22 protein-coding genes and 2 pseudogenes are annotated in these 26,851 nt (G+C 61.1%); 16 read left to right on the top strand and 8 right to left on the bottom strand.

Going from position 1 to position 26,851, the window contains the following annotated elements; translation table 11 throughout:
* Positions 1-3 precede the first annotated feature (3 nt).
* Positions 4-1,482: a helicase HerA-like domain-containing protein gene (locus tag PspCFBP13509_RS21820; RefSeq protein ID WP_065925936.1), complete on the bottom strand. Its 1,479-nt coding sequence runs from the start codon at positions 1,480-1,482 to the stop codon at positions 4-6.
* A 190-nt stretch (positions 1,483-1,672) separates the two neighbouring features.
* On the opposite strand from PspCFBP13509_RS21820, the pseudogene PspCFBP13509_RS32240 reads away from it, so the two are divergent.
* The 4 genes and pseudogenes from PspCFBP13509_RS32240 to PspCFBP13509_RS21835 form a co-directional block, all read left to right on the top strand.
* Positions 1,673-2,704, top strand: a pseudogene (locus PspCFBP13509_RS32240) (HAMP domain-containing protein); the annotation flags it as partial.
* A 93-nt stretch (positions 2,705-2,797) separates the two neighbouring features.
* On the top strand, positions 2,798-3,562 hold the full coding sequence (locus PspCFBP13509_RS32245) for a methyl-accepting chemotaxis protein (protein ID WP_370671262.1): 765 nt from the start codon (positions 2,798-2,800) through the stop codon (positions 3,560-3,562).
* Positions 3,563-3,668: 106 nt separating this feature from the next.
* Positions 3,669-4,790: a glycosyltransferase family 4 protein gene (locus PspCFBP13509_RS21830; RefSeq protein ID WP_137212675.1), complete on the top strand. Its 1,122-nt coding sequence runs from the start codon at positions 3,669-3,671 to the stop codon at positions 4,788-4,790.
* Positions 4,783-5,520 (top strand): annotated as a pseudogene (locus PspCFBP13509_RS21835) (DUF2334 domain-containing protein); the annotation flags it as partial. The gene PspCFBP13509_RS21830 and the pseudogene PspCFBP13509_RS21835, both read left to right, overlap by 8 nt.
* A gap of 8 nt (positions 5,521-5,528) precedes the next feature.
* Here PspCFBP13509_RS21835 and PspCFBP13509_RS31800 read toward each other — a convergent pair.
* Complete coding sequence (locus PspCFBP13509_RS31800) at positions 5,529-5,714, bottom strand: hypothetical protein (protein WP_074847545.1); 186 nt, start codon at positions 5,712-5,714, stop codon at positions 5,529-5,531.
* 88 nt (positions 5,715-5,802) lie between these two features.
* Positions 5,803-6,651, bottom strand: coding sequence for a formyltetrahydrofolate deformylase (gene purU / locus PspCFBP13509_RS21845; protein ID WP_015885632.1), 849 nt, complete (start codon positions 6,649-6,651; stop codon positions 5,803-5,805).
* A 349-nt stretch (positions 6,652-7,000) separates the two neighbouring features.
* On the opposite strand from purU, the gene mvaT reads away from it, so the two are divergent.
* Positions 7,001-7,375: a histone-like nucleoid-structuring protein MvaT gene (mvaT, locus tag PspCFBP13509_RS21850; RefSeq protein ID WP_003175830.1), complete on the top strand. Its 375-nt coding sequence runs from the start codon at positions 7,001-7,003 to the stop codon at positions 7,373-7,375.
* An 89-nt stretch (positions 7,376-7,464) separates the two neighbouring features.
* On the opposite strand, the gene sbcB is transcribed toward mvaT, so the two are convergent.
* Positions 7,465-8,892, bottom strand: a complete 1,428-nt coding sequence (gene sbcB, locus PspCFBP13509_RS21855) for an exodeoxyribonuclease I (RefSeq protein ID WP_065947887.1) — start codon at positions 8,890-8,892, stop codon at positions 7,465-7,467.
* Positions 8,893-9,058: 166 nt separating this feature from the next.
* Here sbcB and PspCFBP13509_RS21860 point away from each other — a divergent pair, with 166 nt between their 5' ends.
* From PspCFBP13509_RS21860 to PspCFBP13509_RS21885, 6 genes are read left to right on the top strand one after another with little or no spacing between them, the layout of a single operon-like run.
* Positions 9,059-9,751 carry an RDD family protein gene (locus PspCFBP13509_RS21860; protein ID WP_065947888.1) on the top strand — a complete coding sequence of 231 codons (693 nt, stop codon included), beginning with the start codon at positions 9,059-9,061 and terminating at the stop codon, positions 9,749-9,751.
* Entirely contained in the window at positions 9,748-10,728 is a 981-nt protein-coding gene (locus tag PspCFBP13509_RS21865; RefSeq protein WP_065925880.1) for a stage II sporulation protein M, read from the top strand. The genes PspCFBP13509_RS21860 and PspCFBP13509_RS21865 overlap by 4 nt, the downstream gene beginning before the upstream one ends.
* Positions 10,715-12,235, top strand: coding sequence for a DUF4129 domain-containing protein (locus PspCFBP13509_RS21870; protein ID WP_137212677.1), 1,521 nt, complete (start codon positions 10,715-10,717; stop codon positions 12,233-12,235). Before PspCFBP13509_RS21865 ends, PspCFBP13509_RS21870 begins: the two co-directional genes overlap by 14 nt.
* Positions 12,232-13,395, top strand: a complete 1,164-nt coding sequence (locus tag PspCFBP13509_RS21875) for a DUF4350 domain-containing protein (RefSeq protein ID WP_137212678.1) — start codon at positions 12,232-12,234, stop codon at positions 13,393-13,395. Before PspCFBP13509_RS21870 ends, PspCFBP13509_RS21875 begins: the two co-directional genes overlap by 4 nt.
* Positions 13,392-14,387: an AAA family ATPase gene (locus PspCFBP13509_RS21880; protein WP_065947890.1), complete on the top strand. Its 996-nt coding sequence runs from the start codon at positions 13,392-13,394 to the stop codon at positions 14,385-14,387. The genes PspCFBP13509_RS21875 and PspCFBP13509_RS21880 overlap by 4 nt, the downstream gene beginning before the upstream one ends.
* A 7-nt stretch (positions 14,388-14,394) precedes the next feature.
* Entirely contained in the window at positions 14,395-15,726 is a 1,332-nt protein-coding gene (locus PspCFBP13509_RS21885; RefSeq protein ID WP_074847549.1) for a DUF58 domain-containing protein, read from the top strand.
* Positions 15,727-15,786: 60 nt separating this feature from the next.
* On the opposite strand, the gene PspCFBP13509_RS21890 is transcribed toward PspCFBP13509_RS21885, so the two are convergent.
* Both PspCFBP13509_RS21890 and PspCFBP13509_RS21895 read right to left on the bottom strand, forming a co-directional pair.
* Positions 15,787-16,146: a PilZ domain-containing protein gene (locus tag PspCFBP13509_RS21890; protein WP_065925875.1), complete on the bottom strand. Its 360-nt coding sequence runs from the start codon at positions 16,144-16,146 to the stop codon at positions 15,787-15,789.
* Positions 16,147-16,371: 225 nt separating this feature from the next.
* Positions 16,372-16,746, bottom strand: coding sequence for a tetratricopeptide repeat protein (locus PspCFBP13509_RS21895; protein ID WP_137212679.1), 375 nt, complete (start codon positions 16,744-16,746; stop codon positions 16,372-16,374).
* Between the two features lie 175 nt (positions 16,747-16,921).
* Here PspCFBP13509_RS21895 and pyk point away from each other — a divergent pair, with 175 nt between their 5' ends.
* Positions 16,922-18,373, top strand: coding sequence for a pyruvate kinase (gene pyk, locus PspCFBP13509_RS21900; protein ID WP_065939184.1), 1,452 nt, complete (start codon positions 16,922-16,924; stop codon positions 18,371-18,373).
* Positions 18,374-18,471: 98 nt separating this feature from the next.
* On the opposite strand, the gene PspCFBP13509_RS21905 is transcribed toward pyk, so the two are convergent.
* Both PspCFBP13509_RS21905 and PspCFBP13509_RS21910 read right to left on the bottom strand, forming a co-directional pair.
* Positions 18,472-19,221, bottom strand: coding sequence for an enoyl-CoA hydratase-related protein (locus tag PspCFBP13509_RS21905; RefSeq protein ID WP_065925874.1), 750 nt, complete (start codon positions 19,219-19,221; stop codon positions 18,472-18,474).
* 30 nt (positions 19,222-19,251) lie between these two features.
* Positions 19,252-20,184, bottom strand: coding sequence for an iron-sulfur-binding ferredoxin reductase (locus PspCFBP13509_RS21910; RefSeq protein WP_065925873.1), 933 nt, complete (start codon positions 20,182-20,184; stop codon positions 19,252-19,254).
* Between the two features lie 217 nt (positions 20,185-20,401).
* Here PspCFBP13509_RS21910 and PspCFBP13509_RS21915 point away from each other — a divergent pair, with 217 nt between their 5' ends.
* From PspCFBP13509_RS21915 to PspCFBP13509_RS21930, 4 genes are all read left to right on the top strand, one after another.
* Complete coding sequence (locus PspCFBP13509_RS21915; protein ID WP_065925872.1) at positions 20,402-21,925, top strand: fumarate hydratase; 1,524 nt, start codon at positions 20,402-20,404, stop codon at positions 21,923-21,925.
* Between the two features lie 221 nt (positions 21,926-22,146).
* Entirely contained in the window at positions 22,147-23,913 is a 1,767-nt protein-coding gene (locus tag PspCFBP13509_RS21920; RefSeq protein ID WP_074847551.1) for an ATP-binding protein, read from the top strand.
* Positions 23,907-25,241 (top strand): sigma-54-dependent transcriptional regulator, encoded by a 1,335-nt coding sequence (locus tag PspCFBP13509_RS21925; RefSeq protein WP_065925870.1) that lies wholly within the window; start codon positions 23,907-23,909, stop codon positions 25,239-25,241. The genes PspCFBP13509_RS21920 and PspCFBP13509_RS21925 overlap by 7 nt, the downstream gene beginning before the upstream one ends.
* Positions 25,242-25,408: 167 nt before the next feature.
* Complete coding sequence (locus PspCFBP13509_RS21930) at positions 25,409-26,728, top strand: MFS transporter (protein WP_065925869.1); 1,320 nt, start codon at positions 25,409-25,411, stop codon at positions 26,726-26,728.
* The last annotated feature ends 123 nt before the right edge of the window (positions 26,729-26,851 follow it).

The following is a 26,851-nucleotide window of genomic DNA, read 5'->3' on the forward strand; positions in this document are numbered from 1 at the left end:
CCGCTACTTGCGCTTACTGCCGCCCAGCAAAGACCCCAGCAAACCACGCACCAGTTGGCGCCCCATCTGATTGGCGGCCTGCTGCATCGCGGATTTCAGCGCCTTGCCTGCGGTGGTTCCCAGAAACGCCCCGGCCTTGTCAGTGAAACTGGGCTCCTCGTCGGCCTGCCTGGCCTCTTCGGTCGGTCCAAGCGCCTTGCGCGCCATCAACACTTCATAGGCCGACTCGCGATCAATCGGCTTGTCATAGCGCCCCTGCAAGGGCGAACTGGCCACCAATGCAGCGCGTTCAGCCGAACTGAGCGGCCCGATTCGCGATTGCGGCGGCGCGACCAGTACGCGTTGGACGACTTCCGGCGTACCTTTTTCCTGCAAGGTGCCCACCAATGCCTCACCCGTGCCCAGCTCGGTCAACACCGATAACGCATCAAACGCCGGGTTCGGCCGGAACCCGTCTGCAACCGCTCGCAAGGATTTCTGTTCTTTCGTGGTGAACGCCCGCAGGCCATGCTGGATGCGCAAACCCAGTTGCGCCAGCACGGAGTCCGGCAGGTCGCCCGGCGATTGGGTGACGAAATACACCCCCACGCCCTTGGAACGGATCAGCCGCACCACTTGTTCCAAGCGCTCTTGCAAAGCCTTGGGCGTGTCGGCAAACAACAAATGCGCCTCGTCGAAAAACAGCGCGAGCAACGGTTTGTCGGCGTCGCCGCGCTCGGGCAGTTGCTCGAACAATTCCGCCAACAACCACAACAGGAAGGTCGCGTACACCTTCGGCGCTTCATGCACCAGGCGGCTGGCGTCCAGCAGATGGATACGCCCGCGTCCCTCGCGGGTGGGCTGCAAGATGTCTTCAAGCTGCAGGGCCGGCTCGCCAAACAACGCCTCGGCGCCCTGCTGCTCCAATACTGCCAGACGCCGCAACAGCGCCTGGCTGGAGCCGGTGGTCATCAGCGCCGCATCCTCGCCGAGCAACTCCGGGTGATAACGCAGGTGGTTGAGCAGGGCCTTGAGGTCCTTGAGATCCAGCAGCAACAGGCCTTCGCGATCAGCCACCTTGAACGCCGCGTAAAGGGCCGACTGCTGGCTGTCCGTGAGCTCCAGCAAACTGCCGAGCAACAACGGCCCCATTTCGCTGATGGTGGTGCGCAATGGATGACCGGACTGCCCGTGGATATCCCACAGCGTGACGGGATACGCCTTGGCCGTGTAATTAAGGAACGGCATGCCGGCGATGCGCTCTGCGACTTTGCCCTGAGGGTTGGCGGCGGCACCCAGGCCACAGAGGTCACCTTTGATATCTGCGGCAAATACCGCGACGCCCGCATCACTGAACGCTTCGGCCAGACGTTGCAACGTGACCGTCTTGCCTGTGCCCGTGGCGCCGGCGATCAAACCGTGACGGTTGGCCAGGCGCATGGCCTGGGCAATGGGCTGGCCGTCAAGACCGGCACCGATAAGGAGTTGCGTGGAGTCAGGCATTTCGTCACCCATGGTTAATCTTTAATGTCGCCAGGTCGATAAGACAGATGTGAGACCTACAAAGTCTAAAAAACGCTCAGATAGTTCCTACAGGGACCAACGGAAATATCAACCTTTTTTGACGCTACCCTCCCGCGTGTTCCACAAGGACGCGCTTCGGATATTAAGACCTTAGCGGACCCTTCAAGCTATGAATAAAAATCTGCGTTTCAGCCATAAAATCCTGCTTGCAGCCTCCCTTATCGTCATCGCGGCCTTCGCACTGTTCACCCTCTACAACGACTACCTGCAACGCAATGCCATTCGCGACGACCTTAACAATTACCTGCATGAAATGGGCGATGTCACCGCCAGCAACATTCAGACCTGGCTCACCGGGCGCATTGCGCTGGTGGAAAACGCGGCGCAAAACATCGCCATCAACCCTGAGCCTTCGACCGTTGCCAGCCTGCTGGAACAGAAAGCCCTGACGTCGTCCTTCATGGCTACCTACGTGGGCGATAGCAAAGGGGCCTTCACCATCCGCCCCGACACGAAGATGCCAGATGGCTTCGACCCACGCGTTCGGCCTTGGTACAAGGGCGCCCAAAGCAGCAACGGCTCGACGCTGACCGAACCGTATATCGATGCCGCTACGGGGCAGTTGATCATCTCCATCGCCACCCCCAGCGCTAAAGGCGGCCAGAGCATTGGCGTGGTGGGCGGCGACCTGAGCCTGCAAACCCTGGTGGATAACATCGGCGCGCTGAACTTCGGCGGCATGGGCTACGCGTTCCTGGTCAGCGCCGACGGCAAGGTGCTGGTACACCCGGACAAAAGCCTGGTGATGAAAACCCTGGCCGACATGTATCCAAAAAACACGCCGAAGATCAGCGGCGACTTCAGTGAAGTCCAAGCCAATGGCAAGGACAACATCGTGACCTTCACACCAATCAAGGGCCTGCCGTCGGTGAACTGGTACCTGGGCATTTCGGTGGATAAAGACAAATCCTTCGCCATGCTCAGCGAATTTCGCACCTCGGCGGTGATCGCCACGCTCATTGCGGTGGTGATCATCATTGCCTTGTTGGGCATGCTGATTCGCGTGCTGTTGCAACCGCTGCACCTCATGACCCGTGCCATGCAAGACATCGCCGACGGCGAAGGTGACCTGACTCGCCGCCTGACCATCCAGAATCACGATGAGTTCGGCACCCTGGGCACTGCATTCAACCGCTTCGTGGAGCGGATTCATACGTCCATCCGCGAAGTGTCCTCGGCCACCCAACAGGTGAATGAAGTCGCACTGCGGGTTGTCAGTGCGTCCAACTCGTCGATGGTCAATTCCGACGAACAGGCCAACCGCACCAACAGCGTTGCCGCCGCGATCAACGAACTGGGCGCCGCCGCACAGGAAATCGCGCGTAACGCCGCACAAGCCTCCAACCAGGCCAGTGACGCACGGCAATTGGCCGAAGACGGTCAACAGGTAGTTGAACGCAATATCAAGGCGATGACTCAGCTGTCTGCAATGATCAGTGCCTCAAGCAGCAATATCGAAGCACTTAACAGCAAGACGGTGAATATCGGCCAGATTCTTGAGGTAATCACCAGTATTTCCCAGCAAACCAACCTGCTGGCACTGAATGCCGCCATCGAAGCCGCACGCGCCGGGGAAGCCGGGCGCGGGTTTGCGGTGGTCGCCGATGAAGTGCGCAACCTGGCCCATCGCACCCAGGAGTCGGCACAGCAGGTACAAAAGATGATCGAGGAACTGCAAATCGGTGCCCGTGACTCGGTCAGCACCATGAGCGACAGCCAGCGCCACAGTCATGACAGCGTGGAAATCGCCAACCTGGCCGGCGAACGCTTGAACAGCGTGACCCAGCGCATTGGCGAGATCGACGGCATGAACCAGTCGGTGGCCACCGCGACCGAAGAGCAGACCTCGGTCGTGGAGTCGATCAACATGGACATCACCGAGATCAACACCCTCAATCAGGAAGGCGTGGAAAACCTGCAATCGACGCTGCGCGCCTGCGCCGACCTGGAACAGCAGGCGGCACGGTTGAAACAGCTGGTGGGCAGCTTCCGGATCTGAACTACCGCAGGAGCCGGTCAGGCTCCTGCACTGTTTTCACGATGAACGCCAACCGAACATCTATCCTTAGCTCAGGTCCACGTTAGGAGAGCAATGGATCGGAGGGATGTTCATCGTGCATATCGCTGACATAACCATGTTCTACGCCCCGACAAGCGGCGGCGTGCGCACTTACCTGGACGCCAAGCACCGACGCCTGGGGCTCAAGCCCGGCATTCGCCATAGCCTGTTGATTCCCGGCGCGCAATGGAGCAATCAGGATGGCATCTTCAAGGTACCGGCTCCCGCGCTGCCCTTCGGCAAAGGCTACCGCTTCCCCCTTCGCCTCTCCCCCTGGCGAAATGTCCTGCACGATTTACAGCCCGATCTGATCGAGGTAGGTGATCCCTATCTCACCGCCTGGGCCGCGCTGGATGCCCGGCGCCAGCTGGATGTGCCGGTGATCGGCTTTTACCACTCCGACTTACCGTTACTGGTGAGCAACCGCATGGGGTCTTGGTTTGCCCCGAACGTTGAAGCCTATGTCAGCAAACTCTATGGAAGTTTCGACCGGGTACTGGCGCCCAGCCAGGTAATGGCCGACAAGCTCATGGGGCTCGGCGTGAAGAATGTGTTCGTCCAACCACTGGGCGTCGACCTGCAAACCTTTACCCCTGACGCCCGCGACCCAGGCCTGCGCGCCGAGCTGGGGATCGGCGCAGACACCCGCCTGCTGATCTTTGCGGGGCGCGGTTCCAAGGAAAAAAACCTGCCGATCCTGCTTCGCTGCATGAAACGGCTGGGGGACGGCTATCACTTGGTGCTGGTGGGCTCCGGCATGCCGACCAGCGTGCCGGCCAACGTCACCGTCATCGAGGGGTTTCGCCCGGCACAGCATGTCGCCCGGCTGATGGCCAGTGCCGATGCCTTGCTGCATGGCGGCGACCAGGAAACCTTTGGCCTGGTCATCCTCGAAGCCATGGCTTGCGGCATACCGGTAATCGCGGTGGCGGCTGGCGCGTTCACGGAGATAGTCGACGAACGCTGCGGCCTGCTGTGCGCGCCAAACAATCCAAGGGCGATGGCCGATACGGTGCGCGAGCTGTTCAACCTCGGCAGCAGGCGCCTGGGCGCTCAGGCTCGGCGTCATGTAGAACAACATTACGCCTGGTATAAGGTGGTCGACAGCCTGCTCGGCCACTACCACGCGGTACTGGGCAGTCACAAGCCGATGCCTTCCCATGCATGAGCGCTCGGTATTACTGGTGCTGCACGATGTGGCGCCGCACAACTGGGCCGACTATCGGCCCTTTGTCGAAGCCGTCGATGCCCTGGGTGCCGTACCAATCACATGGTTGGTGGTGCCGGACTTCCATCATCGCGACGCCTTGACTGCCCACGGCGATTTTCAACGCCTGCTGGATCGCCGCGTGATCAAGGGCGATGAACTTGCCTTGCACGGTTACTACCATTGCGATGATCAACCGGCACCGCGCACACCCAAAGACTGGTTAATGCGCCGCCTCTACACCCATGAGGCTGAGTTCTATCAACTGTCTCAAGCCCAGGCTCTTGATCGTCTTCAGGATGGCATTGAAGTATTCCGGCGTCATGACTGGCCGTTGCACGGCTTCGTCGCACCCGCCTGGTTAATGAGCCAGGGCACTCGCGAGGCCCTGCGCCAACTACCGCTGAGCTACACCAGCAGCCCGCAGCATCTGTATCGACTGCCCGATTTCACGCCGATCGACGCCCCGGGCCTGACCTGGAGTGCGCGCAGTGCATGGCGCCGGGGGGTGTCCAGAGTCATCAGCGATCGTCGCGAACAGCGCTGGCACGCCGCCCCGGTGATTCGCCTGGGCGTGCACCCGGTGGACATGCGCCACGCATTCTCTCGCTGCTATTGGCTTGAAACCGTACAACGCCTACTCAACGCAGGGCGAACACCGCTGACCAAGGCTGCCTGGCTGGCTGAACAGGTGGTCGCTCAAGCACCTCGGCCAGGGGAAACGGGCAATTCATCGGCCTCGTGCAATTGCTCCCACAGCTCGGCTGCTCCCGGAAAGTCCGTACCGTCTTCCGGCTCCAGCGCCTCCGGGTCGTAACGACTCAGGCAGCCCTCACCCAACGTAGCAGGCGCCTTGGACGTGGCTTTATCAAGTGGGTCGGTCATGGCCTGGTCCTGAAAAGTGCGGGGAATGAAAAAGGGCCTGCAGCGATTTAACGCCCAGGCCCTTCTTTGTTCAACCAAGACGCTTGAATCAGAATACGACCGTCTTGTTGCCGTGCACCAGCACGCGGTCTTCCAAGTGATAGCGCAGGCCACGGGCCAGCACCATCTTCTCGACATCACGGCCAAACCGCACCATGTCCTCAATGCTGTCACTGTGGCTGACACGCACCACGTCCTGCTCGATGATCGGACCGGCATCCAGCTCTTCAGTGACGTAATGGCAGGTTGCGCCAATCAACTTCACGCCACGCAGGGAAGCCTGGTGGTAAGGCTTGGCCCCCACGAACGAAGGCAGGAAGCTGTGGTGAATGTTGATCACCTTGCCTGCGTATTCGCGGCACAGCTCAGGCGGCAGGATTTGCATGTAGCGCGCCAGCACAACCACGTCGGCCTCATGCTGCTTGACCAGGCGAGAGACCTCGGCGAATGCCGGCTCCTTGTCCTGCGGGTTGACCGGCACATGGTAATAGGGAATGCCATGCCACTCGACCATGCTGCGCAGGTCGTCATGGTTGGAGATCACGCACGCGATCTCGCAGTCCAGCTCGTCGCTGTGCCAGCGGTGCAGCAAGTCGGCCAGGCAGTGGGATTCGCGGCTGGCCATCAACACCACGCGCTTTTTCTGCTCGGTGTCGGTGATGTGCCAGGTCATCGAAAACTCTTCTGCGATGGGCGCAAATGCCTCGCGGAACGCTTCAAGACCAAAGGGCAGCGTGTCGGCACGGATTTCGTGACGCATGAAGAACCAACCGCTGAGGTTGTCCGAGTGATGGCTCGCCTCGGTGATCCAGCCGTTGTGGGAGGCCAGAAAGTTACTGACTTTGGCAACGATGCCGACCCGGTCCGGGCAAGCAATCACCAGCCGAAAAGTGCGCATTAGGGGGGAACTCCAGAACTTCGCAAAGGCCGCCATTCTAGCGATTGTGCAGAAAAACTGCAGTATTCGATGAGCCTTATTCTGATCCGTTGCCCTGGCCACGTCCCTTAATAGCGCATGGTTTTACCATCGCTATATGAATGAACAGCGCACGCTGCAGCAATTATGCAAATTTCAAGGAGATTATTTTCGGGGTAGCCCCCTACTAATTAACTCGATTGCATAGCGTCTTCACAAACATTCAAAGTAATTCACCTGAATACGCGCTTAAATGTTTACTTGGGGAAACCGCCTGACTATTATTGGACCACTATCCCTGTCAATCAGCGTTCTACATAAGGTAGTCCACATGTCTCTGATCAACGAATACCGTGCCACCGAAGAAGCTATCAAAGAGCTGCAAGCTCGTTTGAAGAACCTGTCCCAAGATGACAAACTGAAAACCGAGCTGGAATTCGAAGGCAAACTGCGCACCCTCATGGGTGAATACTCCAAATCCCTGCGTGACATCATCGCGCTGCTGGATCCAGAGTCGAAAGTTAAAGCACCCCGTGGCGCCGTGAAAACTACCGGTACCAAGCGTGCTCGCAAGGTCAAGCAATACAAGAACCCGCACAACGGCGAAGTGATTGAAACCAAAGGCGGTAACCACAAAACCCTGAAAGAGTGGAAAGCCAAGTGGGGCGGTGACGTGGTTGAAGGCTGGGCTACCCTGCTGGGCTAAGCCTCACCCGGTCTGCGCTTGATACGCGACCCATTAAAAACGCCAGCTTGCTGGCGTTTTTTATTGACCGTCTTTTCTACAAACCGCTACTACCGATTCACACGAGCGGCTAAAGAGTCAGCATATCTCTGCCATTGCTCCAGCACCTGCTGCTGAAACGGCGTCGCACTAACGGCCAACTCCTGCCGAGCGTGATTAAATGCCTCCAAGGTATTCGGCGCGCCGAATTCAGGATTTGCCAAACGTTGCTGACAGAAAAGTTTCCAGCGTTGTAGCTCCTCGCTGTTCAGCGTATCGGGGAAGTTACGCGCCCGGTAGCGAAACAATAATTCAGGCAAACGGTGATCATCAAAAGGCCACTGCTGGCTGGCTAATTGCGCAGGCTCAGCCGCCCGGACTTGCTCGCATAAGCGTCGATCACGATCCCCGATAAAACCCTCGTAAAGCTGCTGTTCCGGGTCTGAACTCGGTGCAAAATCTTCCTCGGCGTAAATGACTGCCAACTTATCGCGCCAAAGTGCCTGTGCGTCAGTTAGCCGCAGCGCCCGCGCCTGGCAAATATCCATATCCAATTGCAGGCGTTCACGATCCTCGGCCCGCAGTACGTTCAAGGGCGCGACCACGGGGCAACGGTTGATATGCACCAACTTGAGCGGCACCGGCAGCTCGCCCTCGGCAAGGTCCTCACGACGGGTGTACAGGCGTTGGCGCAAGGCAGCGGCATCCAGGTCCAGCAGCCCCTGGGGATCAAGCCCAAGGTCGCAGACAATCAGCGCATTGCGGTTGCGCGGGTGCCAGGCCAGGGGCAGCACGACCCCCAGGTAATGACGCTCGGCAGAAAAACGTCCGGAGATATGCACCATGGGTTGCAGCAAGCGCACCTGGTCCATCACCCGTTGCTTGCTGCGCAGTTGAAACAGCCAGTCGTACAGCTTGGGCTGCTTCTCGCGCACCAGGCGAGCCAGGGCGATGGTGGCACGCACGTCGGATAACGCATCGTGGGCCTGGCCGTGGTCAATCCCGTTGGCGGCGGTCAGGCGCTCGAGCTTGAGGGTCACGCGCCCGTCCTGCTGGGGCCACTCGATGCCTTCCGGGCGCAGGGCGTAGGCAGTGCGAACCACGTCGATCAGGTCCCAGCGGCTGTTACCGCCCTGCCACTCCCGCGCGTAGGGGTCGAAAAAATTGCGATACAGGCTGTAGCGCGTCATTTCATCGTCAAACCGCAAGGTGTTGTAGCCTGCGCCGCACGTCCCCGGGGCCGCCAGTTCGGCATGTACACGGGTCATGAAATCGGCCTCGGCCAGGCCTTTTTCCGCCAGTGTTACAGGGGTGATGCCGGTAATGGCACAGGCGGCGGGATGGGGCAGGATGTCGTCGCTGGGCTTGCAGTAAAGATTGACCGGCGGGCCGACCTCGTTGAGATCGAGGTCCGTACGAATGCCGGCAACCTGCAGTGGGCGATCGCTGCGCGGGTTGATGCCGGTGGTTTCATAGTCGTACCAGAAAATGGAGGTCACGGGCTATTCCTGTGCTGAAGATCGACGAAGTCTAGGCGTTCAGCCGTGTTCGGGGCCAGCACCAATTCTACTGTACAAACATCCAGCAAAACCTTGAGTAGTTGCTTCCATCACCGACACTGTTAGCATCCGTGTCTCCAGCCGCTCTGCACTGCCAAGGATCGCGATGCCATCAGCCCCATTGGACACCCTCTACCAGATCGAGACCCCGGAGGGCATCGACCTGCCGCTGCGCCCAGCCGGCCTGGTGCCACGGGCGCTGGCATTTGCCTTCGACCTCGGCGCACGTGCAGTGATCATGGGCGTGCTGCTGGTGCCATTGGCGTTGCTCGGCAATATAGGTGTTGGCCTGGGGTCGCTTCTGCTGTTCCTGGTCAGTTGGTGGTACATGGTGCTGTTCGAGGTACTCAACCAGGGCTGCTCACCGGGCAAACAGGTCATGGGCTTGCGGGTCGTGCAGGACGACGGTACCCCCATAGGCTGGTCGGCGTCGCTGATCCGCAACCTCCTGCGGTTTGTCGACATGCTGCCTTTCGGCTACTTTCTCGGCGCAATCAGTTGCCTGCAACATCCTCATTTCAAACGCCTTGGCGACCTGGCCGCTGGCACCTTGGTGGTCTACCGCGAACAGCCTCTGGCACGTCCCCAGGTGCCCCAAGCTGCAGCCCTGCGCTTGTCGTTTGCCCTGGACCTGAGTGAACAGCGAGCGATTCTTGGCTTCGCCGAACGCCAGGGCGAACTGTCCCCTGAACGGGTACACGAACTCGCCTCGATCCTCGCGACGCCGCTGCAGGTGTCCCCGGCCCGCGCCGTGGAGCAACTCAACGGTGTGGCCCGCGGCCTGCTGGGGCCGACATGAAGCAGAGTCTTTTCGAAAGCCGTTACCAACACCAATGGCAAGCTTTTGCCGAACAACTGAAGCAGTTGGAACACGGCAAGGCCAAGGCCAGTGATATGGCCGATTTCCCTCATCAATACCGGCGTCTATGTCAGCTCCTGGCCCTCGCCCAGGAGCGCGGCTACAGCAGTTACCTGGTGGATCCCCTGCAACAACTGGCATTGCGCGGCCATCAACAACTGTATCGCCACCGCAGCCAATTGGCCGCGAACGTGCTGAGTTTCGTCCTGGCCGATTTTCCGCGTCTGGTGCGAGAACAGTGGCGTTTCGTGTTGATTGCCAGCCTGCTGTTCTTTGGCAGCCTGCTGGGCATTGCCCTGCTGGTCTACCTGTTCCCCGACCTGATCTACAGCATTGTCAGCCCCCAGCAGGTGGCAGAGATGCAGGGCATGTATGACCCCGAGGCCAGCCGGCTGGGGCGCGCCGCCGAACGTGCGTCGAGCGAAGACTGGATGATGTTTGGCTACTACGTCATGCACAACATCGGTATCGCCTTTCAGACATTTGCCGCCGGCTTGCTGTTCGGCCTGGGCAGTGTGTTTTTCCTGATATTCAACGGGCTGATCATCGGCGCGGTTTCCGGGCACCTGACCGAAATCGGCTATGGGCAGACCTTCTGGTCATTTGTCATCGGCCATGGGGCCTTTGAGTTGACGGCCATAGCACTCGCCGGTGCCGCAGGCTTGCAACTGGGCTGGGCGTTGATCGCCCCGGGGCAACTGACCCGTGGCGAATCCCTGCGGCTCGCAGCGCGCAAGAGTGTGCAATTGCTGTGCGGTGTCATGGTGTTCCTGCTGATCGCAGCATTTATCGAGGCCTACTGGTCTTCCACCACCCAGATCGCCCCTTGGATCAAATACCTGGTGGGTGCTGCACTCTGGCTGCTGGTGGCGGCTTACCTGACCCTTGCCGGACGGACTCGCCATGCGCCTGAGTAATGCCAGCGTGGCGATTCGCCCGCGTACCGCATGGGAGGCCATGGACCTTGGGGTATTAATGGCCCGGGAACATCGCCTGCTATTGATGAGCAGTTGGGCGCTGGTGACCCTGCCGGTTTTTGCCCTGCTTACCGCGTTGCTATGGAAATACCCGTCCACAGCCATGTTCCTGTTCTGGTGGCTCAAACCGGCGTTCGACCGCTTGCCTTTATATATCCTCTCCAAAGCCCTGTTCGGCGAAACACCCAGCCTTAAGCAGGCCGTGCGCGAATGGCCAAGACTGCTTAACCACCAACTGCTGGCCAGCCTGACCTGGCGCCGACTTAGCCTCAGCCGCAGTTTTGTAATGCCGGTCAGCCAGCTCGAAGGCCTGGACGGCCAGGCGCGCCAGAAACGCCTGGGCGTGCTGCTGCAGCGCAATGCAGGAGCCGCGCGCTGGTTGACCACCGTTGGGGTGCACCTGGAAATCGGCCTGTTGTTCGGCTGCATGGCGCTGTTCTATCTATTCATTCCGCAACAGCTTGAACTGGATTGGGATTGGCAACGGCTGGCGCTGGCGACGGGCTCCGAGGGGGTCTGGCTGGAACACTTGAGCAACGCCTTCTACGCCTTGATCCTGGTGTTTTGGGAGCCCATCTATGTTGCCTGTGGTTTCAGCCTTTATCTCAATCGCCGCACCCTGCTGGAGGCGTGGGACCTGGAGCTGGTATTCCGCCGCCTGCGCCAGCGTCTGAGCAGTGTGGCGCCACTGTTAGTGCTGGTGATCGGGCTGACCTTGCTGCCATTCAACCTGCCCGCCATGGCGGATGACGCCAAGCCACTACCTCCCCAAAGCGCAAGCCAGTCCATCAAGTCGCTGCTGGACAAGCCGCCCTTCAAAAATCCGGAAACCGTCACCCGCTATCGCTTTGGCGAAGAAAAGCCCGTCGTTAAAAACAAGGCACACAGTGACGGCAAACTTCCGGCGTGGCTGCAAGCGCTGCTGGACAACCTCAACAGCAACACGTTCAAGCCTGTCGCCCAAGGCCTGGAAGTGCTGTTATGGAGCCTGCTGATCGGTGGTGTGGCCCTGCTGGCCTGGCGTTATCGGGACTGGTTGCACACCTTTGTCAGCCTGCGCGGGGCACGTACACCCAAAGCAGCGAAACCACCACCCGCGCAATTGTTCGGCCTGGAACTGGGCGCCGAGACCCTGCCCGAGGATATCGCCAGCGCCGCCGAGCAACTCTGGTCTACCCAGCCACGGGAGGCCCTCGGCCTTTTGTATCGTGGCCTGCTGAGCAGGTTGCTGCATGACTTCAACCTGCCCCTTAAAAGTGCTGACACCGAAGGCCAGATCCTGCAACGGGTTCACCAATTGCAGCATCCGCAGTTGCTGGCCTTCAGTGATGAATTGACGCGGCACTGGCAAAACCTCGCCTATGGCCATCACCTGCCCCCGGTCTCAGTCCAGCAGACATTGTGCAACGATTGGCGTGCCCTGTTCAGTGCGGGAGGCGTCCGATGAACCGGCCATTACTGTGGGTGGGGCTGCTGTTGGCGTGCCTGCTTGGAGCGGGCGGTTTTTACGCATGGAGCAAAGCGATCCCCTATGAAGAAGTGGTGGACCGCGGCCCCTCCCCGGAAGCCCAGGCCAATCCTTACCTGGCAGCCGAACACTTTCTGCGCCTGCAAGGCTTGGCCATGGAGCGCGCCAATGGCCTGGAACGCCTGGCGAGCCTGCCCGCCAAGGGCAACAGCCTGCTGTTGCTGGGCGAACGCGGCAACATGTCGCCACGCCAGGCAGGGCAACTCCTGGACTGGGCCAGGTCCGGCGGCCATCTACTGGTAGTCGCCGAGGCCCTGTGGGACGACGAAACCGGCAAGAGCGGCGACCTGCTGCTCGATCGCCTGCCTATCCACCAAGTCCTCAGCGATGAACCCGACGCCCCCGCCCCGGCCCCGACCCGCAAAAATAAAGCACCGGACCTGACCAAACTGTATGTCGACAACGACACAGCCCCGGTCTATTTCAGTTTCGACACCGACTTCAATCTCATCGACCCCAAGCACCTGGCACAATTTTCAGCCAATAGCGCGCGGTCGAGCCACTTGATGCAACTCGACCTCGGGCAAGGCCGCGTAACGGTGATCACCGACAGCGAGCTGTGGAAAACGCCGGACATTGGCAAACACGACAATGCCTGGCTGCTGTGGCATCTGACCCAGGGCACTGCCGTAACCTTGTTGTTCAACGGCGACGTAGATGACCTGTTCACCCTGCTGCTGCGTTATTTCCCCCAGGCGTTGGTGGCGCTCATTGCCCTGATTGCCCTGGCACTCTGGCAGGCAGGTATGCGCCAGGGCCCAATCCAGGCGCCCGCCCCCAAGGCACGCCGGCAATTGCAGGAGCATCTGAAAGCCAGCGCCGACTTCCTGCTGCGTCGCAGCGGCCAAGGCACACTGTTGCAGGCCTTGCAGCGCGACATCCTGCGCGCCGCACGGCGGCGTCATCCTGGCTTTGAACATCTCGACAATACGGAACAGGGGCGAGTACTTGCCCACCTGACGCGCCAACCCTCCCACGTCATCAGCCAGGCCCTCGGCCCACTCCCGACGAAACGGCTTTCCAGTGCCGATTTCAGCCGGCAGGTGGCGTGCCTGCAAACCCTCAGGAATGCCCTATGAGCGAATTTCCCAGCGCTAACACCCTGCCCGGCGACTCTCTGCAACGCGCCAGCCAGCAGGCCCAGGCCCTGCGCATTGAACTGCGCAAGGCGGTGATCGGGCAGGATCAGGTAATCGATGATGTACTCACCGCGCTGATCGCCGGCGGCCACGTATTGCTCGAGGGTGTCCCCGGGCTGGGCAAGACCTTGCTGGTACGTGCCCTGGCCCGTTGCTTTGACGGCGAATTCGCGCGGATCCAGTTCACACCGGACCTGATGCCGAGCGATGTCACCGGCCACGCGGTGTACGACCTGCACACCGAACAGTTCAAGCTGCGCAAGGGGCCCGTATTCACCCACTTGTTGCTGGCCGACGAAATCAACCGCGCTCCGGCCAAGACCCAGGCAGCCCTGCTCGAAGCCATGCAGGAACGGCAAGTCACCCTCGAAGGCGAGGCGCTGCCCATTGGCCAGCCGTTCATGGTACTTGCCACGCAAAATCCCATCGAACAGGAAGGCACCTACCCCCTGCCGGAAGCCGAACTGGACCGTTTCATGCTCAAGGTACGCATGGACTACCCCGATGCGCAGCAGGAACTGGATATGGTGCGCGAAGTGACACGCTCATCACGGGCCGACATGCTGGACGTGCAACCGTTGCGCACCGTGCTGGAGGCCGAGGACGTGCTGCAGCTGCAACGGATCGCCAGTGAACTGCCCCTGGATGAACACGTGCTCGACTATGCCGTGCGCCTGGCGCGAGCAACCCGCAGTTGGCCGGGACTGGCCATAGGCGCCGGCCCGCGAGCCTCCATCGCCCTGGTACGCGGCGCCCGCGCACGGGCCTTGTTACGCGCAGGCGAGTTCGTCACACCGGATGACATCAAGGACTGTGCCCTGGCGGTACTGCGTCATCGGGTACGCCTTGCGCCAGAACTGGATATAGACGGGCTGGAGGTCGACCAGGTGCTCAAGCAGCTGCTGGACCAGATTCCGGCCCCCCGGCAATGACCCGTCCATGAAACCGACCCGTCTGTTATTAGCCTGGCTCAGCGTACTGCTGGGCTTGAGTATCCTGCTGGGCGCTGCGGCCGCCTTGCAGTTCAAGGTACCCGAGACCTTGCACTCAATAACATGGGGCTTGCTCCTGGCGCTGTTGCTGCTGGCCATGCTCGACGCACTGCGACTGCGCCGCCGACCCTCACCACGCGTGCACCGGCAGATGCCCGGCAGCCTGGCGCTGGGGCGCTGGGGCGAAGTCCGCCTGTCCCTGGAACATGACTACCCACAGGCGCTGACAGTGCAGGTGTTCGATCACGTCCCCGACGGGCTGGGCGTGGAAAACCTGCCCCAGTCCATCGAACTGCACCCTGGTGAACGCAGTGAGCTGGGTTATCGTCTGCGCCCCTTGCGGCGTGGGCATTTCGCGTTCAGTCGCTGCGAAATCCACCTGCCCAGTCCCTTGGGGCTCTGGTCTGCACGGCGCTTTATCGAAACCGAGGATGCCACCCGCGTCTATCCGGACTTCGCCCGCCTGTACGGGGCACAACTGCTGGGTGTGGATAACTGGCTGAGCCAACTGGGGGTACGTCAACGGCAACGACGAGGATTGGGACTGGAGTTTCATCAGCTGCGCGAGTTTCGTGAGGGCGACAGCCTGCGACAAATCGATTGGAAAGCGACCGCTCGGCAACGTACCCCCATCGCCCGGGAGTATCAGGACGAGCGCGACCAGCAGATCGTGTTCATGCTCGATTGCGGCCGACGCATGCGCAGCCAGGATGACGAGCTGTCCCATTTCGACCACGCCCTCAATGCCTGCCTGCTGCTCAGTTATGTGGCCCTGCGCCAGGGCGATGCGGTGGGGTTGTGCACCTTTGCCACTGACCAGCCACGCTACCTGGCACCGGTCAAGGGCAGCAGCCAATTGAATCTGTTGCTCAATACGGTCTATGACCTGGACACCAGCCGCCGAACCGCCGACTACCAGGCAGCGGCCAGCCAACTGCTGGCCCGGCAGAAACGTCGGGCATTGGTCATTATTGTCAGCAACCTGCGGGATGAGGACGACGAAGCCCTACTCTCCGCCGTCAAGCGCATCAGTCGTCAACATCGGGTGCTGGTGGCGAGTATGCGTGAGGAAGTACTCGATCGACTGCGCCAATCCCCCGTACAAACCTTGCCCGAAGCCCTGGCCTACAGCGGCACTGTCGACTACCTCAATACTCGGGATGAATTGCATGACCGCATGAACGCCCACGGCCTGTCGGCGTTGGATACGTTGCCATCAGAAATGGGCGCGGCCCTGGTGACACGCTACCTGGGTTGGAAGAAAGCCGGAGTATTCTAAAAAAGCGCACGACTGCGGCAGGGACAGCAGCACCCCGGCCGCGTCGACAGCGCGCCGCTTCTAGGCCGAAGCCTCCAAGGAATCAAAACTGAAGTACTGCAACAGCACGTTGATCAGTTGCCCATATTCCTCGGGGGCTTCAAGCACGCTGAACCCGGAATCATAGTGCTGCGGGTTGATATCTTCATGGCTCCACAGGCAGGTCGCGGTGATGTCAATGACATGGAACGTGTCGTCAGCCCCGGGTATCTTCAAGCGCAACTCGAAGTCCACATCGACCATCATGGGTAACTGGCTGACCAACATCAGCCCGTCGTCAGAGACGTTACCCAAAAAACCTATGGGTTTGTCGGTGACACGGTTAAACACTTGCAGGAAATACGGTAGTTGATGCCGCTCGATCCGTCGGTCGGTAAACATGGTGAGATCGCCATCCAGTGGCCATGACTCTGGCCGTGCCAGTGATTCGGAACGAGCGCAATTGCTCGCTCTCCCTGGATCTCGGTGTGACAACGGACAACATTTTGTCACTCGACAGCTGCCGAATCCGGGCCCTGCATCCGTTCGAATAGAAACTTGTACAAACGAACGTTGAAAGAATAGCCCAAGACTGGCAACGGGCCAGTTATTAAATGACGAATGCCATTACAAAGAGGCGGGGCGCGGCTGTGTCACGCTCGCACCGGGGTAATGGCCCAGTTGCTGCAAGGTATCCAGCCTCGCGCGGGCACGGTAGGCGTACTCGCTCGACGGGTACTGGTTAATGATGAATTGATAGGTTTGCACGGCGTCGACGAACAGTTTCTGGCGTTCCAGGCATTGCCCGCGCAACATCGAAACTTCCGGTTGTACATAACGCCGTGTACGGCTCTCGCGGTCGACCTGGGATAGCTCCAAGGTGACGCGCTCGCAATCCCCGACCTTGTATGCACGGTAGGCATTGTTCAAATGGTGGTCCATCGACCAACGGGTGCAGCCGACAACACTGACGGCAAGGGCAGCAATGAGCAAAATTCGCATGAAGGTTCTCCTGTCTTGTGCAGTGTATCGACCCCTCGTCAAAAATCTTCAAGGATGTTCATCTATTCAACCGGCGCGAAAACAAGCGAATCGTCGATAAGTAGTGCAAACGAACAATGACTACAACCAAAGAGCATAGTAGCCTTCCTCAGCGCTTGAACTCAGGAGTCTGTGCATGTCCGTCCGTCGTACCAAAATCGTCGCCACCCTTGGCCCGGCAAGCAACTCGCCGGAAGTCCTCGAACAGCTGATTCTGGCTGGTTTGGACGTTGCCCGTCTGAACTTCTCCCACGGCACCCCGGACGAGCACAAGGCTCGCGCCAAGCTGGTGCGTGACCTGGCCGCCAAACATGGCCGCTTCGTCGCACTGCTGGGTGACCTGCAAGGCCCGAAAATCCGTATCGCCAAATTCGCCAACAAGCGTATCGAGCTGAAGATCGGTGACAAATTCACCTTCTCCACCAGCCACCCGCTGACCGAAGGCACCCAGGACGTCGTGGGTATCGACTACCCGGACCTGGTCAAGGATTGCGGCGTCGGTGACGAGCTGCTGCTGGACGACGGTCGCGTGGTGATGCGCGTTGACACCGCGACCCCGACCGAACTGAATTGCACCGTGATCATCGGCGGTCCGCTGTCCGATCACAAAGGCATCAACCGTCGCGGCGGTGGCTTGACCGCCCCAGCCCTGACTGAAAAAGACAAGGCCGACATCAAGCTCGCCGCTGAAATGGAAGTGGACTACCTCGCCGTATCCTTCCCGCGCGACGCTGCCGACATGGAATACGCCCGTAAACTGCGCGACGAAGCCGGCGGTACCGCCTGGCTGGTGGCGAAGATCGAGCGCGCCGAAGCCGTGGCCGATGATGAAACCCTCGACGGCCTGATCAAGGCGTCCGACGCGGTGATGGTTGCCCGTGGCGACCTGGGTGTGGAAATCGGTGACGCCGAACTGATCGGTATCCAGAAGAAGATCATCCTGCACGCACGCCGCCACAACAAAGCGGTGATCGTCGCGACCCAGATGATGGAGTCGATGATCCAGAACCCGATGCCGACCCGCGCCGAAGTGTCCGACGTGGCCAACGCCGTGCTCGACTACACCGACGCCGTGATGCTCTCGGCCGAAAGTGCCGCCGGCCCGTACCCACTGGAAGCCGTGCAGGCCATGGCGCGTATCTGCGTCGGTGCCGAAAAGCACCCGACCAGCAAGACCTCCAGCCACCGCATCGGCAAAGTGTTCGAAAGCTGCGACCAGAGCATTGCCCTGGCCGCCATGTACACCGCCAACCACTTCCCGGGCGTGAAAGCGATCATTGCCTTGACCGAAAGTGGCTATACGCCATTGATCATGTCGCGTATCCGTTCTTCGGTGCCGATCTACGCGTTCTCCCCGCACCGCGAAACCCAGGCCCGTGCGGCCCTGTTCCGTGGCGTGTACACCGTACCGTTCGACCCGGCGTCGTTGCCGCCCCATGAAGTCAGCCAGGCGGCCATCGACGAGCTGATCAAGCGCGGCGTAGTGGAGAAAGGCGACTGGGTCATCCTGACCAAAGGCGACAGCTACCACACCATCGGCGGCACCAACGGCATGAAGATCCTGCACGTTGGCGACCCAATGGTCTGAGTGACAGGCTGAAAAACAAAAGCCCTGCCATGTGAATGGCGGGGCTTTTTGCTTTCCGTGTGGCAGGGAGCATGTCGAATCGTCGCACCCACATGGGGTTAGCGCCTGTCCATAAACCCCGACAACGCCGCAATCGCTTCCGGCGACTTCAAGCGCTGCACAAACAACGCCCCCTCTTCCTCGATCACTTGCCGCAACTGCTCACGGTCCACGCTCTTCATCAACTGCTTGCAGACCTGCACCGCTCCCGGCGCCAGGGTTTCAAAGCGCTCGGCCATTTCCCGCGCCTTGGCCAATGCCGCTTCGCCACTGCCCAACGCTTCGGTGGCAATCCCCCACGCGGCCGCTTGTTCGCCGCTGAAGCCCTCACCCAGCAACAGCAGTTCAGCCGCCTTCGCGTGCCCCAGTAAACGCGGGAGGATCAGGCTCGACCCAAACTCCGGACACAGCCCCAAATTGACGAACGGCATGCGCAACCGGGCATCGCGGCTGATGTACACCAGGTCGCAATGCAGCAGCAGGGTCGTGCCGATCCCCACCGCCGCACCCGCTACGGCTGCGATCACCGGCTTGCGGCAGTTGAGCAGGCTTTTCATAAAGTGAAATGGTGGGCTGTCGAGGTCACCGGGCGGTTGCTCGAGAAAATCGCCTATATCGTTGCCGGCAGTAAAACACTCGCTGCTGCCCTGGATCAGCACGGCATTGACCTGCGGGTCCGCATCGGCCTGCTCCAACGCCTCGGCCAATTGGCTGTACATGGCTCGGGTCAGGGCGTTTTTCTTGTCCGGGCGATTGAGCTGCAGAGTCAGCAGCCCGCGCTCGCGTTGCAGCAGGATGGCGTCGGTCATGGCGAGTCTCACGGCAGTGGAATTCAGCACTCAACCACGGGGCAGGAACACATCGGCCAGCAGTTGATTGCGCGGCAGTCCCGCCAGGAACAGGCGCTTGGAGAAGGCCTCGACGCTGACAGGATGCCCGCAGAGTAAGGCCAGGGTTTGCCGGGAAACAAGCCGCAGTTGCGCCAATGCCTGGGCCGACTCGGCCGCAGTCCACAGCTCCAACGTCAGGTTCGGATGATGCGCAGCCAGTTCGGCCAGGGGTCCGGCCAGGTAATGACCGTCGGCATCATGGGCCAGGTGAATCATACGGATGGCGCCCTGGTGATCCTGGCGCAACGCCTCGCGCAGCACACCCCACAGCGGCCCCAGGCCGGTACCGGAAGCCAGCAGCCACAGCGGCCGGGATTGCCAGTCGGGATCGTATTGCAGCGCGCCGCCACGCAATTCTCCCAGGCGCAGGCGATCACCCACCGACAAGGCTCGCGCGGCATCGCTGAATGCGCCGGGCTGGCGGCAATCGATATGAAACTCCAGGAATGCATCCTCCTGAGGCAGGCTGGCCAGGGAATAAGGCCGTGCCACCTGCCCGGCCCACAACACCAGGTGCTGCCCGGCGCGATACCGCAGTCCACGCTCCGGTTGCAGCCGCAGGCGCAGCACCGAGGCATTCAACCAATCGGCCCCCACCACCTGGGCCGGCAGGCCGTCCCGCAGCGGGTCGAACGCCTCGACCTGCAGATCGCCGATCACCTGGCACTGGCACGCCAGGCGCCAGCCCTCCTGGCGTTGTGCCGGGCTCAAGGCAGCGGGCTGACGGTCCTCGACCTCGCCCTGGCACCGCACCAGGCACGCATGGCAACTGCCGGCACGGCAACTGTAGGGCACGGCCACACCCGCCTGGTTCAAGGCATCCAGCAGGTTGCTGCCGGTGGCTACCGACCAATGGCGTTCGCCGACGTACAGTTCAGGCATGGAAGGACTCAATCACAAGGGGTGCGCACAGGGAATCATGCCTGCGACAGTTTGACCATAGTCGGGTGTATCGGCCACCGTGCCGGGTTATACTGCCGCGCCTTTTTAGCGTCGCGCCTGCACCACTTGGCGTGCCTTGGAAAGGTGGACTCAGCCGACCGATGCACCCCACTGAGCCCACCTTTATTGAATGTTCCCTTATAGAGGAGCGCGACTCATGACCGTGATCAAGCAAGACGACCTGATTCAGAGCGTTGCCGACGCCCTGCAATTCATTTCCTACTACCACCCCGTTGATTTCATCCAGGCGATGCACGAGGCCTACCTGCGCGAAGAATCGCCGGCAGCCCGTGACTCCATCGCGCAGATCCTGATCAACTCGCGCATGTGCGCCACCGGCCATCGCCCGATCTGCCAGGACACCGGTATCGTCACCGTGTTCGTGCGCGTGGGCATGGACGTACGTTGGGATGGCGCCACCATGGGCCTGGACGACATGATCAACGAAGGCGTGCGTCGCGCCTACAACCTGCCGGAAAACGTCCTGCGCGCATCGATCCTGGCCGACCCGGCCGGCGCACGCAAGAACACCAAGGACAACACCCCGGCCGTGATCCACTACTCCATCGTCCCGGGTAACACCGTGGAAGTGGATGTGGCGGCCAAGGGCGGCGGTTCCGAGAACAAGTCGAAAATGGCCATGCTCAACCCGTCCGACTCGATCGTCGACTGGGTGCTCAAGACCGTTCCGACCATGGGCGCCGGCTGGTGCCCACCGGGCATGCTCGGCATCGGCATCGGCGGCACCGCCGAAAAAGCCGCGGTGATGGCCAAGGAAGTGTTGATGGAATCCATCGACATCCACGAGCTGAAAAAGCGCGGCCCGCAGAACCGTATCGAAGAGATGCGCCTGGAGCTGTTCGAGAAGGTCAACCAACTGGGCATCGGCGCCCAGGGCCTGGGTGGCCTGACCACCGTGCTCGACGTGAAGATCATGGACTACCCGACCCACGCCGCTTCGCTGCCGGTGTGCATGATCCCCAACTGCGCCGCCACCCGTCACGCGCACTTCGTGCTCGACGGTTCGGGCCCGGCGTCGCTGGAAGCGCCACCGCTGGACGCCTACCCGGAAATCGTCTGGGAAGCCGGTCCATCGGCCCGTCGCGTCAACCTCGACACCCTGACCCCGGAAGAAGTGCAGAGCTGGAAGCCGGGCGAAACCGTGCTGCTCAACGGCAAGATGCTCACCGGTCGCGACGCCGCGCACAAGCGCATGGTCGAGATGCTGAACAAGGGCGAAAACCTGCCGGTGGACCTCAAGGGTCGCTTTATCTACTACGTCGGCCCGGTTGATCCGGTGCGCGAAGAAGTGGTTGGCCCGGCTGGCCCGACCACCGCGACGCGGATGGACAAGTTCACCCGTCAGATCCTCGAGCAAACCGGCCTGCTGGGCATGATCGGCAAATCCGAGCGTGGCCCTACCGCGATCGAAGCGATCAAGGACCACAAGGCCGTGTACCTGATGGCCGTGGGCGGCGCTGCTTATCTGGTGGCGCAGGCCATCAAGAAGTCGCGTGTGGTGGCCTTCGCCGAACTGGGTATGGAAGCGATCTACGAGTTCGACGTGAAAGACATGCCGGTCACCGTTGCGGTGGACAGCAAGGGCGAATCCGTCCACATCACCGGTCCGGCCATCTGGCAGAAAAAGATCAGTGAAAGCCTGGCGGTAGAAGTGCAGTAAGCACTTTCCCGCAAGGATAAAGGCGACTGCGGCCCATGGCCCGGTCGCTTTTTTATTGCCTGCTGATTCACCTATGGCAAGCGGGTTTATTGTGGTGAGCGGGCTTGCCCCGCTCACCACAATAAACCCACTCTCCCCTTCAGCCACGACAGCCCCTCACCACAAGACCCAAGCCGCTCATGCTATGGTGCACTCCCCTTACCGTGCCTGCCCATCACCGTATGATCGTGATCCCTCGTCCCCTGCGCCTGACCTGCTATTCCCTGCTGATCATCGCCGGTGCGTTGCTGGCCGCTGCCTTGGCCACACGCCATGCCGAACGCCAGGCGTTGGTGGACGATGCGGCACGCGCCAACCAGCAACTGGCGCTGTACGCCAATTCCCTGCACACCCTGATCGAACGCTACCGCGCCCTGCCCGCCGTGCTGGCGCTGGACTCGGAGATGATCAACGCGCTCAAAGGCCCGTTGGACGCCGGCACCCAGGACCTGCTCAACCGCAAGCTCGAACGCATCAACGGTGCGGCGCAGTCCTCCACCCTGGAACTGATGGACCGCACAGGCCTGGCCGTGGCCGCCAGCAACTGGAACTTGCCGAGCAGTTATGTCGGGCACAACTACGGGTTTCGGCCGTATTTCAGCCAGACCAAGAGCCAGGGCACCGGGCGCTTTTACGCAGTCGGCGTGACCACCGGGATCCCGGGGTATTTCCTCTCCAGCGCCGTGCTGGATGAACACGAGCAGTTCCTTGGCGCCATGGTGGTGAAACTGGAATTCCCTGAGCTGGAGCGCGAATGGGCCCAGGGTGATGACCTGTTGCTGGTCAGCGACGCGCGCGGCATCGTGTTTATCGCCAACCAACCGGGCTGGCGTTATCGCAACCTGCACCCGTTGTCGGCCAGCGACCTGGTCGAACTCAAGGCCACCCGCCAATACGACAAGAAACAACTGCAGCCGCTGGACACCCAGACGTTGCAACGCTTCGACGAAAACAGCCACCTGATGCGCGTCAACGGCCCCGAAGGCAACGCCAATTACATCTGGGAGTCCCTGCCGCTGAAAGCCGAGGGCTGGACCCTGCACCTGTTGCGCAAACCCCAGTTCGCCTTTGAGGACCAGCGCAACGCCGGCCTTGCCGCCGCCGGCTCCTGGCTGGCGCTGGTGTTCCTGGTGCTGTTCCTCAGCCAACGCTGGCGCCTGGCCCGTTTGCGCCAGCGCAGCCGCGAAGAACTCGAACAGCTTGTGGAAGAGCGCACCCAGGCCCTGCGCACTGCCCAGGATGGCCTGGTGCAATCGGCGAAGTTAGCGGCGCTGGGGCAGATGTCCGCCGCCCTCGCCCATGAGATCAATCAGCCGCTGACCGCCCAGCGCATGCAGTTGGCGACCCTGCGGTTGCTGCTGGACCACGGTCGGGTGGACGACGCCTACAAGGCCCTGACCCCGCTGGACGATATGCTCACACGCATGGCCGCCCTCACAGGCCATCTCAAGACCTTTGCGCGCAAAAGCCCCAGCGGCCTGCGCGAACGCCTCGACCTGGCCACCGTGGTCGACCAGTCCCTGCACCTGCTCGACGCGCGCCTGCGTGATGAAGCCATCGGCACCGTGCTCGACCTGACCCGCCCCGCCTGGGTACGCGGCGATGCGATCCGCCTCGAACAGGTGCTGATCAACCTGCTGCGCAACGCCCTCGACGCCATGGCCGACAAACCCCGCAAGCGCCTGGAAATCCGCCTGCACGCCGATCAGCAACTGTGGCAACTCACGGTCAGCGACAGCGGCGGCGGGATTGCCGAAGAGCACCTCAACAGCGTGTTCGACCCGTTCTTCACCACCAAGCCGGTGGGCGACGGGCTCGGCTTGGGCCTGGCGGTTTCCTACGCTATCGTGCACGAATTGGGCGGACGCCTGAGCGCCAGTAACCGTGGCGACGGCGCGGTATTTACCCTGACCTTGCCTATCGCGCTGGAGACACCCGACTTATGTTGAACGCGGTGATTGTGGTCGATGACGAAGCCAGCATTCGTACGGCCGTCGAGCAATGGCTGAGCTTGTCGGGGTTCGAGGTGCAGTTGTTCAGCCGCGCCGAAGCCTGCCTGGCGCAACTGCCCAAGGACTTTCCCGGGGTGATCCTGAGCGACGTGCGCATGCCCGGGCTCAGCGGCCTGGAGCTGCTGGCCGAAGTGCAACGCCGTGACGCCGACCTGCCCGTCATCCTGCTGACCGGGCATGGCGATGTACCGATGGCCGTCGAAGCCATGCGCGACGGCGCCTACGACTTTCTGGAAAAACCCTTCAGCCCCGATGCCTTGCTCAACAGCCTGCGCCGCGCGTTGGACAAGCGCGGGCTGATCCTGGAAAACCGCCGCCTGCACCAACAGGCCGATCATCGGGCACAGTTGGAGTCGAGCCTGCTCGGCGTGTCCCGGGGCTTGCAGAACCTGCGTCGGCAGGTACTCGACCTGGCGACCTTGCCGGTCAACGTGCTGATCCGTGGCGAGACCGGCAGCGGCAAGGAGCTGGTCGCCCGCTGCCTGCATGACTTCGGCCCACGCGCGAAAAAACCGTTTGTGGCGCTCAATTGCGCGGCGATTCCCGAGCAACTGTTCGAGGCCGAACTGTTCGGCCACGAAAGCGGCGCCTTCACCGGTGCCCAGGGCAAGCGCATCGGCAAACTGGAGTACGCCCATGGCGGTACGCTGTTCCTCGATGAAATCGAAAGCATGCCCCTGGCCCAGCAAGTGAAGCTGTTACGGGTATTGCAGGATCAGAAGCTGGAACGCCTGGGCTCCAATCAAAGCATTCATGTGGATTTACGCATCATTGCCGCCACCAAGCCGGACCTGCTGGAAGAAGCCCGCGCCGGGCGCTTTCGCGAAGACCTGGCCTATCGGCTGAACGTTGCACAACTGCGCCTGCCGCCTCTGCGCGAGCGCCGCGAAGACATCCCGCTGCTGTTCGATCACTTTGCCCAAAGCGCCGCCGAGCGCCTGGGTCGCAGCGTGGAACCGCTGAGCGGCGCGCAACTGGGGCGCCTGCTCAGCCATGACTGGCCGGGCAATGTGCGCGAACTGGCCAACGTCGCCGAACGCCAGGTGCTGGGCCTTGGCGAACCGGAACCGGAAGGCATCGAAGCCGGGCAATCGCTGGCCGCGCAGCAGGAGGCGTTCGAGGCCCATTGCCTGAAGGCCGCATTGACCCGGCATAAAGGTGATATCAAGGCGGTGCTGGCGGAGTTGCAGCTGCCACGGCGCACCTTCAACGAAAAGATGCAGCGCCATGGGTTGGCCAGGGACATGTTCCTGAAAGATGAATGAGCGAATTTCCGCTCATCCCCCTAAAAAGCATCAGCGACTTTCCGCTCAAAATAAACCCGAGCCCCTTCTAGACCGGGCCTTCATCTACCTGGCACAGCTCCTGCTATAGCCCCAGCCAGGCTGCGCTCGCGCCGCTCCATAAAAACAACTAGATGAAGGATAGTTCAATGGATAACTCCAACACCTTGCCCCTGGGGTCGGCGGCCGCGCCGGCCAAAGAACGCACCACCACCAGCCGCATCAAATCGATCTTCAGCGGATCGGTCGGCAACATGGTCGAGTGGTACGACTGGTACGTCTACGCCGCGTTCTCGCTGTACTTCGCCAAAGCCTTCTTCCCGAAAGGCGATACCACCGCCCAATTGCTCAACACCGCCGCGATCTTCGCCGTGGGCTTCCTGATGCGTCCGATCGGTGGCTGGCTGATGGGCCTGTACGCCGACCGTGCGGGTCGCAAAGCAGCACTGATGGCGTCGGTCCTGCTGATGTGCTTCGGCTCGTTGATCATCGCCCTGAGCCCCGGTTACGAAACCATCGGCGTCGGCGCACCGATCCTGCTGGTGTTCGCCCGCCTGCTGCAAGGCTTGTCGGTCGGTGGCGAATACGGCACCTCGGCCACCTACCTGAGTGAAATGGCCACCAAGGAACGTCGCGGTTTCTTCTCCAGCTTCCAGTACGTGACCCTGATCTCCGGCCAGCTTATCGCCCTGGCAGTACTGATCGTGTTGCAACAAGTGCTCACCACCGAGCAACTGTACGACTGGGGCTGGCGTATCCCGTTCGCCATCGGCGCCCTGTGCGCAGTGGTCGCGCTGTACCTGCGTCGCGGCATGGAAGAAACCGAGTCGTTCACCAAGAAGGAAAAAGCCAAGGAAAGCGCCATGCGCACCTTGATGCGCCACCCCAAGGAACTGATGACCGTGGTCGGCCTGACCATGGGCGGCACCCTGGCCTTCTACACCTACACCACCTACATGCAGAAGTACCTGGTGAACACCGTCGGCATGAGCATTTCCGATTCCACCACGATCTCGGCGGCAACGCTGTTCCTGTTCATGTGCCTGCAACCGATCGTCGGTGGGCTGTCGGACAAAGTCGGGCGTCGGCCGATCCTGATCGCCTTCGGCATCCTCGGCACCCTGTTCACCGTACCGATCCTCACCACCCTGCATACTATCCAGACCTGGTGGGGCGCGTTCTTCCTGATCATGGCCGCGCTGATCATCGTCAGCGGCTACACCTCGATCAACGCCGTGGTCAAGGCTGAACTGTTCCCAACCGAAATCCGCGCCCTGGGCGTAGGCCTGCCCTATGCACTGACCGTGTCGATCTTCGGCGGTACCGCTGAATACATCGCGCTGTGGTTCAAGAGCATCGGGATGGAAACCGGCTACTACTGGTATGTGACCGCGTGTATTGCGGTGTCGCTGGTGGTCTATGTGACCATGAAGGACACACGCAAGCATTCGCGCATCACCACGGACTAACGGTTGGATGCAGTAACAAATGTGGGAGCGGGCTTGCCCTAATGCCAGTCAGTTAAGGCTTTTTGTAGGAGCGAGCTTGCTCGCGAAAAACTCACAGGCGCCGCGTTCATTCAGGAAGCACGC

It is taken from the genome of Pseudomonas sp. CFBP13509, from assembly GCF_005233485.1.
In the GTDB taxonomy this organism is placed as follows: domain Bacteria; phylum Pseudomonadota; class Gammaproteobacteria; order Pseudomonadales; family Pseudomonadaceae; genus Aquipseudomonas; species Aquipseudomonas marginalis.